This window comes from Cohaesibacter intestini (assembly GCF_003324485.1).
Classification (GTDB): Bacteria; Pseudomonadota; Alphaproteobacteria; order Rhizobiales; family Cohaesibacteraceae; genus Cohaesibacter; species Cohaesibacter intestini.
In genome coordinates this window covers 77,464-93,145 of sequence record NZ_QODK01000004.1, presented here as the reverse complement: position 1 = coordinate 93,145, position 15,682 = coordinate 77,464, and the positions used below count along the sequence as shown (strand labels likewise).

Sequence of the window (15,682 nt, the reverse complement as noted above, 5' to 3'; positions counted from 1 at the left end):
ACACGAAAAACTCTCACTTGCATTGCCACTCGCCACCGCCACAGCAAGGGGTCCGCAGCCCAATCCCGATTGTGCCCCCTCTTTGTCAGACAGGGTCAAACGGACTGGCATTCTGGCCTGCTTTAGCGGAATGCACCCCCAGCGTCCAGCCATCCCACATCGCTTTGATGTGTTTTGGGCACATCTTTCATCGGGCCTTTCTTGCGCCAAGTCCCGGCTCTGTTGTCGTTTCTGCCTCTGGCATCCGCGATGGGGCATTTTGAGGCCAGCCCGACAGGCACGATCAACCATGGCATCCCCCGATGCCGTTCAGGAAAGCGATTCAAACCCGGTGAATCAGGCCAAAAATATGGCTAAATTTGAATCTAGGTGACTTCTGCCAGTCCCGTCAATGCCGCCTCTTCGTCAACAGTTCCAGTCCACAGGGGATTGTCTGGAGCGCAAAAATCAGCCTTTTTGCTAAGTCTAGGGCCAAGTTGAGATTGACTCTTCGCCCACGAGTGATAAATGTCTCAGCGTTTGTTTCAGCCTCTGTCTGCCGGGCTACAATGAGGCAGGGCAGGTCCTGAATGGCATGATCGACTACGATCACTCAACTGGCGGAGGGGGCACTAGGTTGGGATTTCCCTTGCTGTCACATTTGATAATTCCCAAAAGCAGAGTTCATGAGCAACATGGATAAACAAACCCGCATGGCACATGCGATCCGCTTTCTTTCAATGGACGCCGTTGAAAAAGCGAAATCAGGTCACCCTGGTCTTCCAATGGGTGCAGCCGACATTGCGACGGTTCTTTTCACCAAATTCATGAAGTTTGACCCGACGGCCCCGAAATGGGCTGACAGAGACCGCTTCGTCCTGTCCGCCGGTCACGGTTCAATGCTGCTATATTCTCTGCTGCATCTTCTCGGCTATGAAGACATGTCGATTGAGGATCTTCAGAATTTCCGCCAGATCGGCGCGAAAACCGCGGGTCACCCGGAATTTGGTCATGCGTGCGGCATCGAAACCACCACTGGCCCACTTGGTCAGGGTCTGGCCAACGCGGTTGGCATGGCAATTGCCGAGAAAGCACTGGCAGCCCAGTTCGGCTCCGAGCTGGTTGATCACTACACCTACGTGCTGGCTGGTGACGGCTGTCTGATGGAGGGCATCTCTCAGGAAGCCCTGTCTCTGGCAGGCCACCTCAAGCTCAACAAGCTGATCCTCTTGTGGGACGACAACAATGTCACCATTGACGGTGCCGTGTCCGTGTCTGATTCCACCAACCAGTTGGACCGCTTCAAAGCGTCTGGCTGGAACACCGATGCCATCGACGGCCATGACCACTCGGCCATCGAGAAAGCCATTGCTGCCGCTCAGAAGAGCGACAAGCCAACCATCATTGCTTGTAAAACCACCATCGGTTTTGGCGCGCCAAACAAGGGCGGCACCTCGTCCGTTCACGGCGCTCCATTGGGTGCAGCGGAAATTGCCGCTACCCGCGAAGCGCTGGGTTGGGAAAATGAGCCATTTGATATTCCGTCCGACATTCGCGACGCATGGCGCATTGCTGGCCTGAATGCCGCTCATGGCCACAAAGAGTGGCAGAAGCGCTTTGAAGCTGCCGATTCCGAGCTGTCCGCCGAGTTTGAACGCCGCATGCGTGGCGACCTGCCATCCGGCTTCGAAGATGCCATGGCAGCCTACAAGAAAGAACTGGCAGCCGAGCCCAAGAATGTTGCCACCCGCAAAGCCTCCGAGATGGCCCTCAATGTCATCAACGGTGTCCTGCCGGAAACCGTCGGCGGCTCTGCTGACCTGACCGGGTCGAACAACACCAAAACCTCGCACACCGTCTCCATCACGCCAGACGACTTCTCCGGTCGTTACATGAACTGGGGTATCCGCGAGCATGTGATGGCCTCTGCCATGAACGGCATGGCCCTGCATGGCGGCGTCATTCCTTACGGTGGCACCTTCCTGGTCTTTGCGGATTACATGCGCGGTGCTATGCGCCTCTCCGCCCTGATGGAACAGCGCGTTGTCTATGTCCTGACCCATGATTCCATCGGTCTGGGCGAAGACGGCCCGACCCACCAGCCGGTCGAGACCCTTGCCTCCCTGCGCGCCATTCCAAACATGCAGGTCTTCCGCCCTGCAGACGTGTATGAAACCGCAGAATGCTGGGAAGTCGCCATTCAGTCGGAGCACAATCCGAGCGTCCTGTCCCTCACCCGTCAGGGTCTGGAACCGGTTCGCACCGAATATTCCGATGACAATCTGTCAGCACGCGGCGCCTATCTTCTGTCCGATTGCGACGGGGAAGCCGACGTATCGATCTTTGCTTCCGGCTCTGAAATCGAAGTCGCCATGGCAGCTCAGAAAGCCCTTGCCGAGCAGGACATCCCGGCCCGGGTGATTTCCGTGCCTTGCTTCGAGCTGTTCGAGAAGCAGTCCGCAAACTACCAGCGCGAAACGCTGGGCAGCGCCAAGGTCAATGTTGCGATTGAAGCTGCCATCCGCATGGGGTGGGATCGCTTCATCGGCTCTGACGGCATTTTTGTCGGCATGGACTCGTTTGGCGCTTCCGGCCCTTACAAAGAGCTTTATGAGAAGTTCGGCATCACCGCCGAGAATGTCGTTGCACTGGTTGCAGAGCGCCTTAAAACGTCATAACTTTTGAAGCAAAATGTCAATTTGGCGGGAAAATACGCAAAAAAATGCTGAAGTCCCGCCAAGTGACTTGGCAGCCATGCAAAAATGTCATACGACAAAAGTATGATAACGATTTAAATTGAGACTGATCAGTGCGTCATATTCAAAGGCGAATATGTGGCGCATAATTGGATGATCTGGAGGAGATCCCTGTTTCGACACTCACGCAAATTTGTGTTGAAACACGGACCATTCTCGAGCCAATGAACCAAAGCGTTATCCTGCCACCTTGAAGCCTCAGGGTGACAAGAGAACTCTCTCAAGTGGAAGTCCGACCCCCTTTCGTTGGTAAATTTCGGGGCAGGCAAGAAAATTCAGGAGAAGGTCATGACTGTAAAAGTAGCGATCAATGGTTTCGGTCGTATTGGACGAAATGTACTGCGTGCTATCATCGAATCTGGTCGCACCGACATCGAAGTCGTAGCGATCAACGATCTGGGCCCAGTTGAAACCAACGCCCATCTGCTCCGCTTTGACTCTGTTCATGGTAAATTCCCTGCAGAAGTCACCGTTGATGGCGACACCATCAATGTCGGCCGCGGCCCAATCAAGGTCACCGCTATCCGCAACCCTGAAGAACTGCCTTGGGGTGAGCTGGGCATCGACATTGCCATGGAATGCACCGGTATCTTCACTGCCAAGGAAAAAGCGTCCATGCACCTGACCGCTGGTGCAAAGCGCGTTCTGGTGTCCGCACCGGCTGCTGGCGCTGACAAAACCATCGTTTACGGCGTCAACCACGACACCCTGACCGCTGACGATCTGGTTGTTTCCAACGCATCCTGCACCACCAACTGCCTGTCTCCGGTTGCTTACGTTCTGGACAAAGCTGTTGGCATCGAAAAAGGCTTCATGACCACCATTCACTCCTACACTGGTGACCAGCCGACCCTCGATACCATGCACTCGGATCTGTACCGCGCCCGCGCAGCAGCCCTGTCCATGATCCCGACCTCCACCGGTGCTGCGAAAGCCGTTGGTCTGGTTCTGCCAGAACTGGCTGGCAAGCTGGACGGCGTCGCCATCCGCGTTCCAACCCCGAACGTCTCGGTTGTGGATCTGGTCTTCGAAGCCAAGAAAGACACCACCGTTGAAGAAATCAACGCAGCAATCAAAGAAGCTGCTGATGGCGCACTGGCTGGCGTTTTGGGCTACACCGAAGTGCCGAACGTATCTTGCGACTTCAACCATGATCCACATTCTTCCATCTTCCACATGGATCAGACCAAAGTCATGGAAGGCCGCATGGTCCGCATCCTGACCTGGTACGACAACGAATGGGGCTTCTCCAACCGCATGGCTGACACCGCGGTTGCTATGGCCAAGCTCATCTAATCACGGTGAGACAAGCCCCGGCTGATCAAGTCAGGCGGGGCCTGACCAGACATCAAGGCGCTGTTTGAGACGAAACCGGCCACGGTTTTAGGTCCGGACAGCGCCTTTTTCATTTGACGACAGGCTCCCCAATCGGAGCAAGGCGCGCGCTGAAACAGCGAGCCGACAAGAAGCAGGATTGACCCATGGCAGCAACGAAATTCAAAACCCTCGATGATGTGGAACTGCACGGCAAACGCGTCCTGGTGCGTGTTGACCTCAATGTGCCGATGAAAGACGGTAAAGTCACCGACACCACCCGCATCGACCGCATTGTTCCAACCCTGACGGAAATCTCTGAGAAAGGCGGCAAGGTCATTATCCTTGCGCATTTCGGCCGTCCAAAGGGCGAGAAAGTGCCTGAAATGTCCCTCAAGCAAGTGGTCCCTGCCGTGGCACGCGCCATGGAACGCGAAGTGGCCTTTGCTGAAGACTGCATCGGTGATGTGGCCAAGGCAGCCATCGACAATATGGACAATGGCGACATCCTCGTTCTTGAAAATACCCGCTACTATAAGGGTGAAGAGAAGAATGATCCCGAGTTTGCCGCTGCTCTGGGCGCCAATGGCGACCTGCTGGTCGCCGATGCCTTCTCGGTATCCCACCGCGCCCACGTTTCCACCGAAGGTCTCTGCCACCATATGCCAGCAGTTGCCGGCCGCACCATGCAGCAGGAACTCGAAGCCCTCGACGCCGCCCTTGGCAACCCGAACCGTCCGGTTCTGGCCGTTGTCGGTGGTGCCAAAGTCTCCACCAAAATCGACCTTTTGGAAAATCTGATCACCAAGGTTGACGGGCTCGTTATTGGTGGCGGCATGGCCAACACCTTCCTTGCCGCGCAAGGCAAGGATGTCGGCAAGTCCCTGTGCGAACATGATCTGGCTGAAACCGCCAAGCGCATCATGGCAAAAGCCGACGAAATCGGCTGTGAAATCGTCCTGCCGACCGATGCTCTGGTCGCCAAGGAATTTGCAGCCAACGCCCCACACGACGTGCTCGATGTCGACAGCGTGCCCGCTGATGGCATGATGCTCGATGTGGGTCCCAAATCCGTCGAAGCCGTTGTTGCATGGATCAAGAAAGCCAACACCGTTGTCTGGAATGGCCCGCTCGGCGCTTTCGAAATTGCCCCGTTTGACACCGCAACCGTTGCGGCTGCCAAGGCCGCTGCGGAAGAAACCAAGGCAGGCAAACTGACCTCGGTTGCTGGCGGTGGTGACACGGTTGCAGCCCTCAACCATGCGGGTGTCTACGAAGATTTCTCCTACATCTCCACCGCAGGCGGTGCTTTCCTTGAATGGATGGAAGGCAAGGAACTGCCGGGCGTAGAAGTGCTCAAAGCCTGAGACAGGCACGAAATCATAGGATAACCGATGCGCCGACACGCCCGTTGGCGCATTTTTCGTTTTGATCGGGACGCCAAGCCTTGCATGCGCTGGCCTTTTGCGAGATATCAGTCAAACCCGCGCATCCAACCACCCCAAAACAGCAGGTCGCATCATGGAAGCCTCTCAGATTTATCTCGTCACACCCAGACATGTCGATCTGGAGACCTTCCCGGCCCAGCTCGAAGCCGCCATTGCCGGTGGTGATATTGCTGCGCTGTTGATCGACTGCGATGCCCAGCATGACAGCGAGCTGCAGCAGATTGCCCAGACGGTCGTACCGATTGCCCAGAAGCATGACATCGCGGTGATGCTGCGCGGCGATTCCCGCGTTGCTGGACGGGCCAAATGCGACGGTCTGCATATCGATGGCGAACTGGCCGAGATCAAAGCGGCCGTCGAGGATTTTTCCAGCCGCTTCATGCTCGGTGCCCAAGGCAGCAACAAACGCCATGCAGCCATGGAAATTGCCGAAACCGGCATCGATTACATCATGTTTGGACGCTTGGAAGCCCCGGCAACCGAGGAGATTCACGACAAGGCGCTGGAAATGGCCGACTGGTGGTCCAGCCTGTTCGAAGTGCCTGCGGTACTCATTGGCGCGGCCGACTTGCAGGAATGCGCCAAGGTGGCAGAACGTGGCATCGAGTTTGTAGCCCTGCGCGAAGCCATCTGGGACCATGAAGCCGGCCCACAGGTCGCGGTTCAGAAAGCCAACGCCATCATTGCGGCCCACACCCCACAAGAGGACTGACCATTGGCATGGGGCGCAACGGGACCGGCATTTGATGCCGGCCCACCCATCACAGAATGGCCTAACTTCTGTGAAGAATGGCTTTCCCACATTTCAGACAGCCTGAACCATTGAGGATTCGTGTGACCGTGACACTCGACCGTGCAAATGCCTACATCCGGATGCACAACGCTTTCAAGATCCCCGTTCGTTTGCTGGCTGTCGCCCTCTGCGTCAGCAGTGCGAGCGCCCAGACACCGGAAAAGTCAATCGGCAATGCAACCACAGGCGTTGAGGAAGCTGATGCAGGAACCTTCGCAGGCAGCCGCGTTGTTGCCCCGACCAACAGCGACAATCCGTTCAACCTGCCGCAACTGAAGCTTTCCCCCGGCCTTGCCTTTTCTGCCTATCAACGGGGCTATTACCTGTCAGCCTTCGATCTGGCCACCAAACTGGCCGCCGGAGGCGAGCGTTCAGCGATGACCCTGCTCGGCGAGCTGTATCTCAATGGGCAAGGCGTCCCGCAGGATGTCAAGGAAGCGGCCAACTGGTTTCAACTGGCCGCAGACAAGGGCGACCCGGAGGCACAATTCTCTCTCGGCTTGCTCCATGCCCGCGGGCGTGGCGTCGAGAAAAATATCGACAAGGCCGTCGAACTTTTCACCAAGGCGGCAGAAAACGGCCAAAAAAATGCCCAGTTCAACCTCGCCTATATGGCCTTGCAAGGCCAACAAGTGCGGCGCGATGTGACCCGTGCCCTCGATCTTTTCACCAAATCCGCCAAGCAGGGACTGGCCGACTCCCAATATGCGCTGGCGACCCTTTATCAATCAAACCTGTTTCCCACCCCCAATCTGGAACAGGCCAGCTATTGGATGCACAAGGCGGCACAAAATGGTTTCACCGATGCCCAACTTGAATATGGACTGATGCTGTTCAAGGGCCGCGGCGTGAAGAAGGATTATGGTGCAGGCCAGGCTTGGATCGAACAGGCGGCCAACGCCGGCCATGTCATCGCCCAGAACCGACTTGCGCGGATTCTCGCGCATGGTTTTGACAACCCGCCGGAACCGATCAAGGCCGCTCGCTATTATCTGCTTTCCAAACGAGCCGGGCTGAATGATGACTGGCTGGAAAACTTCTTCCAGAAGCTGCCCAATGCCGACAAGCAACAGGCCCTGAAATCCATTCAGCAAAGTGGCCTCTGGTCACCCCAGTCAGTCCCTAAGACAGCGCCCCAGACCGCACCCCAGACAACACCCCAGACAGGCAAACGGCAGCCCTGAGACTGGTTACCAGAGCCTTTCGCAAGCAAGACCAGTCCATGGACGAGACGTCAGAAAGCCGAAATCTGGCAGTTTCACGCCAAAAAATCTGCCAAAAGCCTTGCAAATCGCCCGTGAATATGGTCCTAGAAGGCACCTGTCCGCGTGCTGAGATCTTTCCGTCTTGGCCGGGCGCCTATCATCCTTTCAAATGACACAGGATCGCAGCAACCATTTGTGCCCGCATCCTGTCAGCAAGATGGCTAGTTATGAAGATCAATGGTAACGAAATCCGTCCTGGCAATGTGATCGAGCATCAGGGCACGATCTGGGTTGCAGTTAAAATCAATGCCGTGAAACCCGGCAAAGGCGGTGCCTTCGCGCAGGTTGAACTGAAAAACCTGATTGATGGCCGCAAACTCAACGAACGCTTCCGCGCCACCGAAACAATCGAGCGCGTGCGTCTTGAGCAGAAAGACTTCACGTTCCTCTATGAAGAAGGCGACAATCTGGTCTTCATGGATACCGAAAGCTACGAGCAGCTTGAACTGAACAAGGATTTCGTCGGCGAGCGCTCCGCATTCCTTCAGGACGGCATGGCAGTGGTTGTCGAGTTGCACGAAGAGCGCCCGATTGGCATTCAGTTGCCCGATCAGGTGGTTCTCGAAGTCACCGAGACCGAGCCGCATATCAAGGGCCAGACCCAGTCCTCTTCCTACAAGCCTGCGATGATGGACAATGGCGTGCGCTGCATGGTGCCTCCCTTCATCTCCATTGGCGAGAAGATTGTGGTCGACACCAACGAAATCACCTATATCAAGCGCGCCGACTGATCAGCCGCAGATCTTTTCTGGCCACTGGCATCCTGTCTGGTGGCCTGACAGCCTTTAGCGACGTGTTGGCGTTCGAAAGATCACCTGCACGTCCTTTCATTTTATCCGCACCCGATCAGACCGAGGCAAGGTCCATATCGGGATGCCAGTCACCCAGGACACACGACCCATGGCCCGCTCAGCCCTTCTCAATGTCATGACCCAGGCCGCCCTCAAGGCAGGCCGCCGCCTCGCCCGCGACTTTGGCGAACTGGAAAATCTGCAGGTCTCCCGCAAAGGACCGGGTGATTTCGTATCCAACGCAGATATGCAGGCAGAGAAGACCATTCGCATGGAACTGCAGAAAGCGCGCCCGAATTTCGGTTTCCTCATGGAAGAAGGCGGCACCATCGAGGGCGTTGACAAGAGCCACCGCTGGATCATCGATCCGCTCGATGGCACCACCAACTTCCTGCACAGCATTCCATTCTTCGCCATTTCCATTGCGCTGGAACATGAAGGGCGCATCGTTGCGGCCGTTATCTACAATCCGGCCACCGATGACCTGTTCACCGCCGAACGCGGCCGTGGCGCCTTCTACAATGACCGCCGCATGCGCGTTGCGGCCCGCGATGACATTCATGATTGCGTCATTGGCACCGGGATCCCACATCTGGGTCGTGGCAAGCACAGAGCCTATCTGGGCAAGATGGAAACCGTGATGGGTGAAGTGTCAGGGGTCCGCAGCATGGGGTCTGCAGCCCTTCAGCTGGCCTATGTGGCTGCTGGGCGCCTTGATGGCCATTTCGAAGAATATCTCAACGCCTGGGACATTGCCGCAGGCATCCTGCTGATCCGTGAGGCAGGTGGCTTTGTCACCGACATTCACGGCGGCGATGCCATGCTGGAAAATGGCTCGGTGGTGGCTGGCAACGAATTGATCCGTCAACGCCTGAAAAAGCTGCTCGACAAGCCCCGTCAAGACCAGGCCTGACCGCAAAGCCGGTTATGGACCTGCTGCGAACATACTGACCTGATGATCCGGGCGCGGTGCAACGAAATGCATCGCGCCCTTTCTTTTGCACGCCCGCATGGTAAATAAATCATAAAAACCCTTCCCCTTGGCGGTGAAATTGGGCAATGTCCGTAAGGACCATGAAGGAAACGGGTCTTCATCACCATTCCGACATGGTTTCGCGGTAAGTGGTTTCGCGAAGAGTGGGTTTCGCGCCAAGCGGCATGGCGGAGCGTGACTATTTCCAGGGAGCGCCTGTTTCTGGGGAAGAGTTGAACCGTCCGAGTTGGTCGACCCATCATGACGTTGCGGGCCATTCTTTGTGCAACCAGAACAGACGGATGATGACCAGCGAAATGGATCCTTACAAGCTCGCAAGTCCACAGCGTTATTTGTGGCGCATGCTCATCTTCATCGGCGCAGCCGCCTTTGTACCCCTGATTCTCTATCGGCAGATTCTGGACGCCTTCTGGAGCAACCCGCTTCTCAACGCAATGATCTTTGTGGTGTTGGCGGTGGGGATTTTCCTAGCATTGCGACAAGTGGTCCGCCTGTTCCGCGAAGTGAAATGGGTGAATAATTTCCGCCTCGGCGATCCGGGGCTCGAGGTCTCCCGCCCACCAATCCTGCTGGCCCCGATGGCCACCCTGTTGGGCGACCGCATTGGCCGAATGGCAATCAACACCTCGACCATGCGATCCATCCTTGATTCCGTTGGCATGCGTCTGGATGAAGCCCGCGACATTTCGCGCTATCTGACCGGCCTTCTGGTGTTTCTCGGCCTGCTCGGCACCTTCTGGGGTCTGCTGCAAACCGTGAGCTCGGTCGGCGATGTCATTCGCTCTCTCTCGGTTGCCTCGTCCGATGTCGGTGTTATTTTCGAAGATCTCAAAGCTGGCCTTGAAGCCCCGTTGCAGGGCATGGGCACCGCTTTCTCCTCCTCTCTGTTCGGTCTTTCAGGCTCCCTCGTCCTCGGCTTTCTGGATCTTCAGGCCAGTCAGGCCCAGACCCGTTTCTTCACCAATCTTGAAGACTGGCTGTCCACGGTCACCGACATTCGCATCGAGGATCTGGAAAACGGCTATGCAGACGCCCTTGATAACGGCGATAACGCCCAGTTGGTGTCCGTGCTCGAGCAATTGTCCGCCAAGATGGACAAGGTTGGACGCGAAGCGAGCGCAGGGTCAGATCGAAACGCCACCAGCGCCATGGCCAATCTGGCTGAAGGCATTCAGGGTCTGGTCGGCCATTTGCGGTCCGAGCAGGAACTGATGCGTGAATGGGCTGATCAGCAAGCCACCCAGCAGGAAGAAATCAAACAATTGCTGGCCAAGCTGAATACAGTCCTGTCCACCCCGCCCAGCTCATAACACCGCGCCTGATACAGGCGAAAGGCCCAGAGCTTCGGGCCATTCAGCAACAAGCAAATGCAAGCCAAGCAATGAGGCACTGACATGGGTCTGTCCCGAAATCGCCGCACCGAAACAAGAGCCGACTATTGGCCCGGCTTCGTCGATGCCATGGCGACCCTGTTGCTGGTGCTGATTTTCCTGCTCACCGTCTTCATGGTGGCGCAATTCTTCCTCAGTCAGGAGATTTCCGGCAAGGACACGGTCTTGAACCGGTTGAACAGCCAGATTGCCGAACTGACGGAACTGCTGGCCCTTGAGCGTGCAGGCACCCGCGACCTTGAAAGCTCCTTGCTGAGCATGCAGGCCAGCCTGACCAGCGCCGAGGCCTCCCGTGACCGGTTGCTGTTGCAACTGGAAAATCAGGCTGGTGACAAAGACACGGCCGGTGGCCAGATCGCCACCCTGACCAAGGAACTGGAAGGCGAGAAAGTCATCTCCCAGCGCGCCTTGGCCCAAGTGGAACTGCTCAACCAGCAAATCTCGGCCCTGCGCCGCCAGATAGGCGCACTGGAGGACGCGCTGGAAGCCTCAGAGAAGCGTGATCGGGAAAGCCAGACCAAGATTGCCAGCCTTGGCAAGCGCCTCAATGTCGCCTTGGCCCAGCGGGTGCAGGAGCTGAACCGCTATCGCTCAGACTTCTTTGGCCGTCTGCGTGAAATCCTGTCCCAACGCTCTGACATTCGCGTTGTCGGTGACCGCTTTGTCTTCCAGTCTGAAGTGCTGTTCCCGTCCGGTGGCGAGCGGATGAAAACCGAAGGCGAGCAGGAGCTGGACCGTTTGGCAGAGGCCATATTGGAGCTGAGCGCCGACATCCCGCCGGAGATCGACTGGGTGTTGCGCATCGATGGCCATACCGACAATCGCCCCATCAACAGCGCCCGCTTCCCGTCCAACTGGGAATTGTCAGCCGCCCGTGCCATCTCGGTGGTCAAATATCTGATCACCAAGGGCGTCCCACCCAACCGCCTTGTCGCAGCAGGTTTTGGCGAGTTTCAGCCGTTGGAAGAAGGGGATGATGACGAAGCCCTGCGCAAAAACCGCCGCATCGAGCTGAAGCTGACCCAGCGCTAACGGATCACCACCGGCCGCAGACGGGACTACTCGCCCCGCCCTGATCCAAACTGCAGTTTCGCCAGACGGGCATACAACCCGCCTTCGCGGATCAGACTGTCGTGATCGCCCTGCTCAACCAGACGCCCATCCTCAAGCACCAAGATCCGGTCGGCCTTCTTGACCGTTGCCAGTCGATGGGCAATGACAATGGTCGTCCGGTCGACCATCATGCCATCAAGCGCCGCCTGCACATAGCGCTCGCTTTCCGCATCAAGCGCGCTGGTCGCTTCATCCAACAGCAGGATCGGCGCATCCTTCAGGATCGCCCGGGCAATGGCCAAGCGCTGCCGCTGCCCGCCAGACAGGGTGACCCCGCGTTCCCCCACCAGCGTCTCATAGCCATCGGGCAGCGCGGCGATGAAGTCATCGGCGTGGGCTGCTTTGGCTGCAGCGACAATCTGATCTGGTGAGGCGTCCGAGCGGCCCATGGCGATGTTGTCGGCAATTGACATGGCGAAAATCACCGGTTCCTGCGGCACAAGAGCGATATGATTGCGCAAATCCTGCAAGGAAAGCTGGTCAATTGGCGCTGAGCCAAGCCTGATCTGTCCCTGTTCCGGATCATAGAATCGCATCAAAAGCTGGAAAATCGTGGTTTTGCCCGCCCCGGATGGCCCGACAATCGCCACCGTCTCCCCTTCGCCAATGGCGAAGGACAGATCATGCAAAACAGGGCTCTTGTCGGCCTGTGGGTAATGGAAGCCCACTTGATCGAAGCTGACAGACAGTGCGTCCTTCGCATCCAAAGCCGCCGGAATGGCGACCGACTGGATCGAAACCTCCTCATCGAGCAGTTCAAACAGCCGCTCCGCCGAGCCGGAGGCCTGTGAGATCTCACCCCACACCTCGCTCAAGCCCCCCAGACCACCGGCAGCCATGATCGAATAGATCAGGAACTGGCTCAACAGCCCGGCAGAAATCCGTCCGGCGGTCACATCCTGTGCCGCATACCACAGCACCCCGACCACCGAGGCAAAGATCACGAACATCGCAAAGGCGGTCAGGACCGCCCGCGCCCGCACAGACAGGCGCGCTGCACCAAAGGCTTTCTCGATGGCATCGCCAAAGAAGGCATTGGCCCGCTCTTCTTGTGTAAAGGCCTGCAAGATACGCATTGCACCAATGGCCTCGGTCGCAAAGGCCGAACTGTCGGCCAACCTGTCCTGTGCAAAGCGCTGCTTCTGCCGCACCCAGCGCCCCAGAAAAACAATCGGCAACACGATAAAGGGGATTGCCCCCAACACGATGAGCGACATATGCGGGCTGGTTACCACCATCATCACCGCAGCCCCGAGAAACAGCAGCATATTGCGCAAGGCCATCGAGGCGCTGGCTCCGACCGCCGACTTGATCTGGGTCGCATCCGCCGTCAGCCGCGACACGATCTCGCCGCTGCGCACCCGGTCGAAGAAGGCTGGCGACAAATGGGTCAATTTGGCAAATACATCCCGCCTGAGGTCATTGACCACCCGCTCGCCGAGAATGATGACGAAGTAATAGCGGCTCGCACTGGCCAGCGCCAACAAAAGCACCGCAAGAATCAGCCAGCCGGTATAGCCATCGACGGAGGAGACATTGTCCTGCGACAATCCCTTATCCACCAGCCCGCGCACGAGAATAGGCAGCGACAATGTCGCAAGCGATGCGACCAGCAAAGCCAGAATGGCCATCAGCACCGTGCTTCGGTACCGCAAGGCATAAGGCAAGAGGCGCGTAAGCGGCTGCAAGCGGGGTTTAGACGCGACGTCTTCTCTGGCCATGACTGCTCCTGTCGGGGGAAAGGCTGTGGGCAACGGGTTGGAAAGAAAAAATTGCCCTGAAAGGTGTCTTTTTCTCTCTCTAGATAAGCAACAGGCTTGTATATCGCAACACACTACGCTATACGGTGCTTCAAAATATCATGACGGCTGTGTGGCCTCGCCTGCCCGCAGCCTAATTTATTGGATCTGGCAGATCGGCAAGCCTCAGAGCGGGCGCCATCGCGGTCCCTGGCTAAGGACGCTGAAAATGAAAAAAGACATTCATCCAGAATACCATATGATCAAGGTTGTCATGACCGATGGCACCGAGTTCGAAACCCGCTCCACCTACGGCTCCGAAGGTGCTGTGATCAATCTCGACATTGATCCGTCTACGCATCCGGCATGGACCGGTGGCAACACCCAGCTGCTGACCAAAGGCGGCCGCGTGTCTCGCTTCAAAGACAAATTCTCCGGCTTCCTGGGCTCGTAAGACCCGGTCGTCACGGACGATTTTCAAACCCGGTGCCTGGCGCCGGGTTTTTTATTGCCCGGACGCCAGCAACCGACGTCGTCCGCGATGGCCATCTGTTCCAATCTGGATCACTTTCCTCCCAAGCATCACTTCGGGCCATTCCGATTGTGAGACAGTGACGGACCAGAGAGTCTGGCCATAGATCAGACCAGAAACCGGACAAGAACCCCGCACAAGAAAAAAGCGAGGCCCGACATTCGGGACACTCGCTTTGGATGGTCGAACGACTGGAGCGGTCTGGCAGTGACGATCAGTCCGCCATGGACCGGGCCGCAAAGGCATTGGCAATCATGCCAATCTGGTCACCGACCGGATTGCTCTGTTCGGAATCCACTTCCGGCTCGACTGCCTTCTTGGAATAGATCAGATCATCGAGATGACGGATGCGCTTTTGCAGATGCAGGGAGCGTTCGATCAAATCACGCAAACGCGACGGCAATTCGTCCCAGCCCGGACCGTCTTTGGCAGAAGTCAGCCCGTGCAGACGCACTTTATTCTTTTCCTGACCGGCCTGTTCGGCGCTCATTTCGCCTTCATTCACAGCACGCTGGAGCAACAGCCAAGAGGCCATCTGCATCAGGCGGGTGGTCAGGCGCATGGATTCGGTCGCATAAGCAAGCGATGCAACGCGGGGCAGGCTTTTCGCCTCGGCGCGGCCTTCACCATCGAGATAGTCGGCGGCCTCTTCGACAAGGGCCATGCCATCCCGGAACAAGGTTTTGAAGCTATCGGAATCCGCCAGTTTGGCCCCGAAAGAGACCGGGCTTGTGTTTTTTTGTTGCCTACGCTTGTCGCTCATGTGACCTCCAAATGTCTGGCCTTGCCTAGCATGATCGCTGTGTCATATTCAAACAGGCAATGCAGCAGAATGTGATTTGCGTAAATACTAAGCACAAACCGTGCCAAACCCGCTTTTGTCCTTGACAGAAACCAGGGCATCGCGATGGGAAACCGGTGCATGTCGGGAGCCGCCGTCAGTCTAGCAGAAACGATGAGCGCGGCCTAACTTTTCCTGCCCGACCCTGCCCCTCACCCCCGTGATTGCAAAACCGTATCCCCATAAGGGGCAAAAATCGGGCAACAAAGTGGCTATCGGACCTGCCCGTTGGCACATCCCACAACTTCACCAACACAGTTTCAGTCCAGACAAAAGCACCTGATTGCCGAACAGCGACGAATCAGCCCCATCCCCGCGCCAGACCGAAGCGCGTGGGAAACAGGCCAGTTGAGACCACCAAGACAAAAAAAGAGCCGCATAGCGGCTCTCAGGAGTTAACAGGGAGGCGTCAAACAGAGTGACAGGAGCCACTCGTCATCCATATAGTATGGACACCTTTTATTAACTCAAAAATAGATTAACAACGCGTTAATATGCAGCAAAATGCGAATAAATTCGACACATGACGCAAAGGAACTCATTTGATTACTTCAGTACAAAAGCAATGAACCCAAGACTTCACGACATCGTATCTTAAAAATTGCTCAAAAGAACGAAAACAACCAGACGGAAGCCCAAGCAAAACAGCACACCCCATTCAAATCCCGCCTTTCTCACCCCGACCTGCTCGCTCTTTTTGTGTTTTTGCACCCAATAGGTCATTGA

The 15,682-nt window shown here is 56.7% G+C and carries 12 protein-coding genes; 10 read left to right on the top strand and 2 right to left on the bottom strand.

Features of this window, described 5'->3' with window-relative positions; genetic code table 11:
- Positions 1–665: 665 nt before the first annotated feature.
- The 9 genes from tkt (at position 666) to DSD30_RS14985 (ending at position 11,763) form a co-directional block, all read left to right on the top strand.
- Positions 666–2,657 carry a transketolase gene (tkt, locus tag DSD30_RS15025; RefSeq protein ID WP_114010545.1) on the top strand — a complete coding sequence of 664 codons (1,992 nt, stop codon included), beginning with the start codon at positions 666–668 and terminating at the stop codon, positions 2,655–2,657.
- Positions 2,658–3,023: 366 nt separating this feature from the next.
- Positions 3,024–4,031, top strand: a complete 1,008-nt coding sequence (gene gap / locus DSD30_RS15020; RefSeq protein WP_114010838.1) for a type I glyceraldehyde-3-phosphate dehydrogenase — start codon at positions 3,024–3,026, stop codon at positions 4,029–4,031.
- 185 nt (positions 4,032–4,216) lie between these two features.
- Positions 4,217–5,416 (top strand): phosphoglycerate kinase, encoded by a 1,200-nt coding sequence (locus DSD30_RS15015; RefSeq protein WP_114010544.1) that lies wholly within the window; start codon positions 4,217–4,219, stop codon positions 5,414–5,416.
- 154 nt (positions 5,417–5,570) lie between these two features.
- Entirely contained in the window at positions 5,571–6,209 is a 639-nt protein-coding gene (locus DSD30_RS15010) for a thiamine phosphate synthase (RefSeq protein ID WP_114010543.1), read from the top strand.
- Between the two features lie 128 nt (positions 6,210–6,337).
- The gene (locus DSD30_RS15005) at positions 6,338–7,474 is read left to right on the top strand and encodes a tetratricopeptide repeat protein (protein ID WP_198662980.1); all 1,137 of its coding nucleotides are present in this window, start codon (positions 6,338–6,340) and stop codon (positions 7,472–7,474) included.
- Positions 7,475–7,722: 248 nt separating this feature from the next.
- Positions 7,723–8,286: an elongation factor P gene (efp, locus tag DSD30_RS15000; protein ID WP_114010541.1), complete on the top strand. Its 564-nt coding sequence runs from the start codon at positions 7,723–7,725 to the stop codon at positions 8,284–8,286.
- Positions 8,287–8,455: 169 nt separating this feature from the next.
- Positions 8,456–9,259 (top strand): inositol monophosphatase family protein, encoded by an 804-nt coding sequence (locus tag DSD30_RS14995; RefSeq protein WP_114010837.1) that lies wholly within the window; start codon positions 8,456–8,458, stop codon positions 9,257–9,259.
- A gap of 365 nt (positions 9,260–9,624) precedes the next feature.
- Positions 9,625–10,650, top strand: a complete 1,026-nt coding sequence (locus tag DSD30_RS14990; protein ID WP_114010540.1) for a flagellar motor protein MotA — start codon at positions 9,625–9,627, stop codon at positions 10,648–10,650.
- An 84-nt stretch (positions 10,651–10,734) separates the two neighbouring features.
- On the top strand, positions 10,735–11,763 hold the full coding sequence (locus DSD30_RS14985; protein WP_114010539.1) for a peptidoglycan -binding protein: 1,029 nt from the start codon (positions 10,735–10,737) through the stop codon (positions 11,761–11,763).
- A gap of 26 nt (positions 11,764–11,789) precedes the next feature.
- Here the strand turns inward: DSD30_RS14985 and DSD30_RS14980 are convergent, their stop codons facing one another.
- Positions 11,790–13,565, bottom strand: a complete 1,776-nt coding sequence (locus DSD30_RS14980) for an ABC transporter transmembrane domain-containing protein (RefSeq protein ID WP_114010538.1) — start codon at positions 13,563–13,565, stop codon at positions 11,790–11,792.
- Positions 13,566–13,812: 247 nt separating this feature from the next.
- Here DSD30_RS14980 and rpmE point away from each other — a divergent pair, with 247 nt between their 5' ends.
- A complete protein-coding gene (gene rpmE / locus DSD30_RS14975) occupies positions 13,813–14,037 on the top strand; it encodes a 50S ribosomal protein L31 (RefSeq protein WP_114010836.1) in 225 nt (74 codons plus the stop codon).
- A 292-nt stretch (positions 14,038–14,329) separates the two neighbouring features.
- On the opposite strand, the gene rcdA is transcribed toward rpmE, so the two are convergent.
- Positions 14,330–14,878 carry a protease adaptor protein RcdA gene (gene rcdA / locus DSD30_RS14970; RefSeq protein WP_114010537.1) on the bottom strand — a complete coding sequence of 183 codons (549 nt, stop codon included), beginning with the start codon at positions 14,876–14,878 and terminating at the stop codon, positions 14,330–14,332.
- Between the last annotated feature and the right edge of the window lie 804 nt (positions 14,879–15,682).

Coding starts and splice junctions, on each gene's coding strand:
- tkt (WP_114010545.1), top strand. CDS start 666: ATGAGCAACATGGATAAACAAACCCGCATGGCACATGCGATCCGCTTT.
- gap (WP_114010838.1), top strand. CDS start 3,024: ATGACTGTAAAAGTAGCGATCAATGGTTTCGGTCGTATTGGACGAAAT.
- DSD30_RS15015 (WP_114010544.1), top strand. CDS start 4,217: ATGGCAGCAACGAAATTCAAAACCCTCGATGATGTGGAACTGCACGGC.
- DSD30_RS15010 (WP_114010543.1), top strand. CDS start 5,571: ATGGAAGCCTCTCAGATTTATCTCGTCACACCCAGACATGTCGATCTG.
- efp (WP_114010541.1), top strand. CDS start 7,723: ATGAAGATCAATGGTAACGAAATCCGTCCTGGCAATGTGATCGAGCAT.
- DSD30_RS14995 (WP_114010837.1), top strand. CDS start 8,456: ATGGCCCGCTCAGCCCTTCTCAATGTCATGACCCAGGCCGCCCTCAAG.
- DSD30_RS14990 (WP_114010540.1), top strand. CDS start 9,625: ATGACCAGCGAAATGGATCCTTACAAGCTCGCAAGTCCACAGCGTTAT.
- DSD30_RS14985 (WP_114010539.1), top strand. CDS start 10,735: ATGGGTCTGTCCCGAAATCGCCGCACCGAAACAAGAGCCGACTATTGG.
- DSD30_RS14980 (WP_114010538.1), bottom strand. CDS start 13,565: ATGGCCAGAGAAGACGTCGCGTCTAAACCCCGCTTGCAGCCGCTTACG.
- rpmE (WP_114010836.1), top strand. CDS start 13,813: ATGAAAAAAGACATTCATCCAGAATACCATATGATCAAGGTTGTCATG.
- rcdA (WP_114010537.1), bottom strand. CDS start 14,878: ATGAGCGACAAGCGTAGGCAACAAAAAAACACAAGCCCGGTCTCTTTC.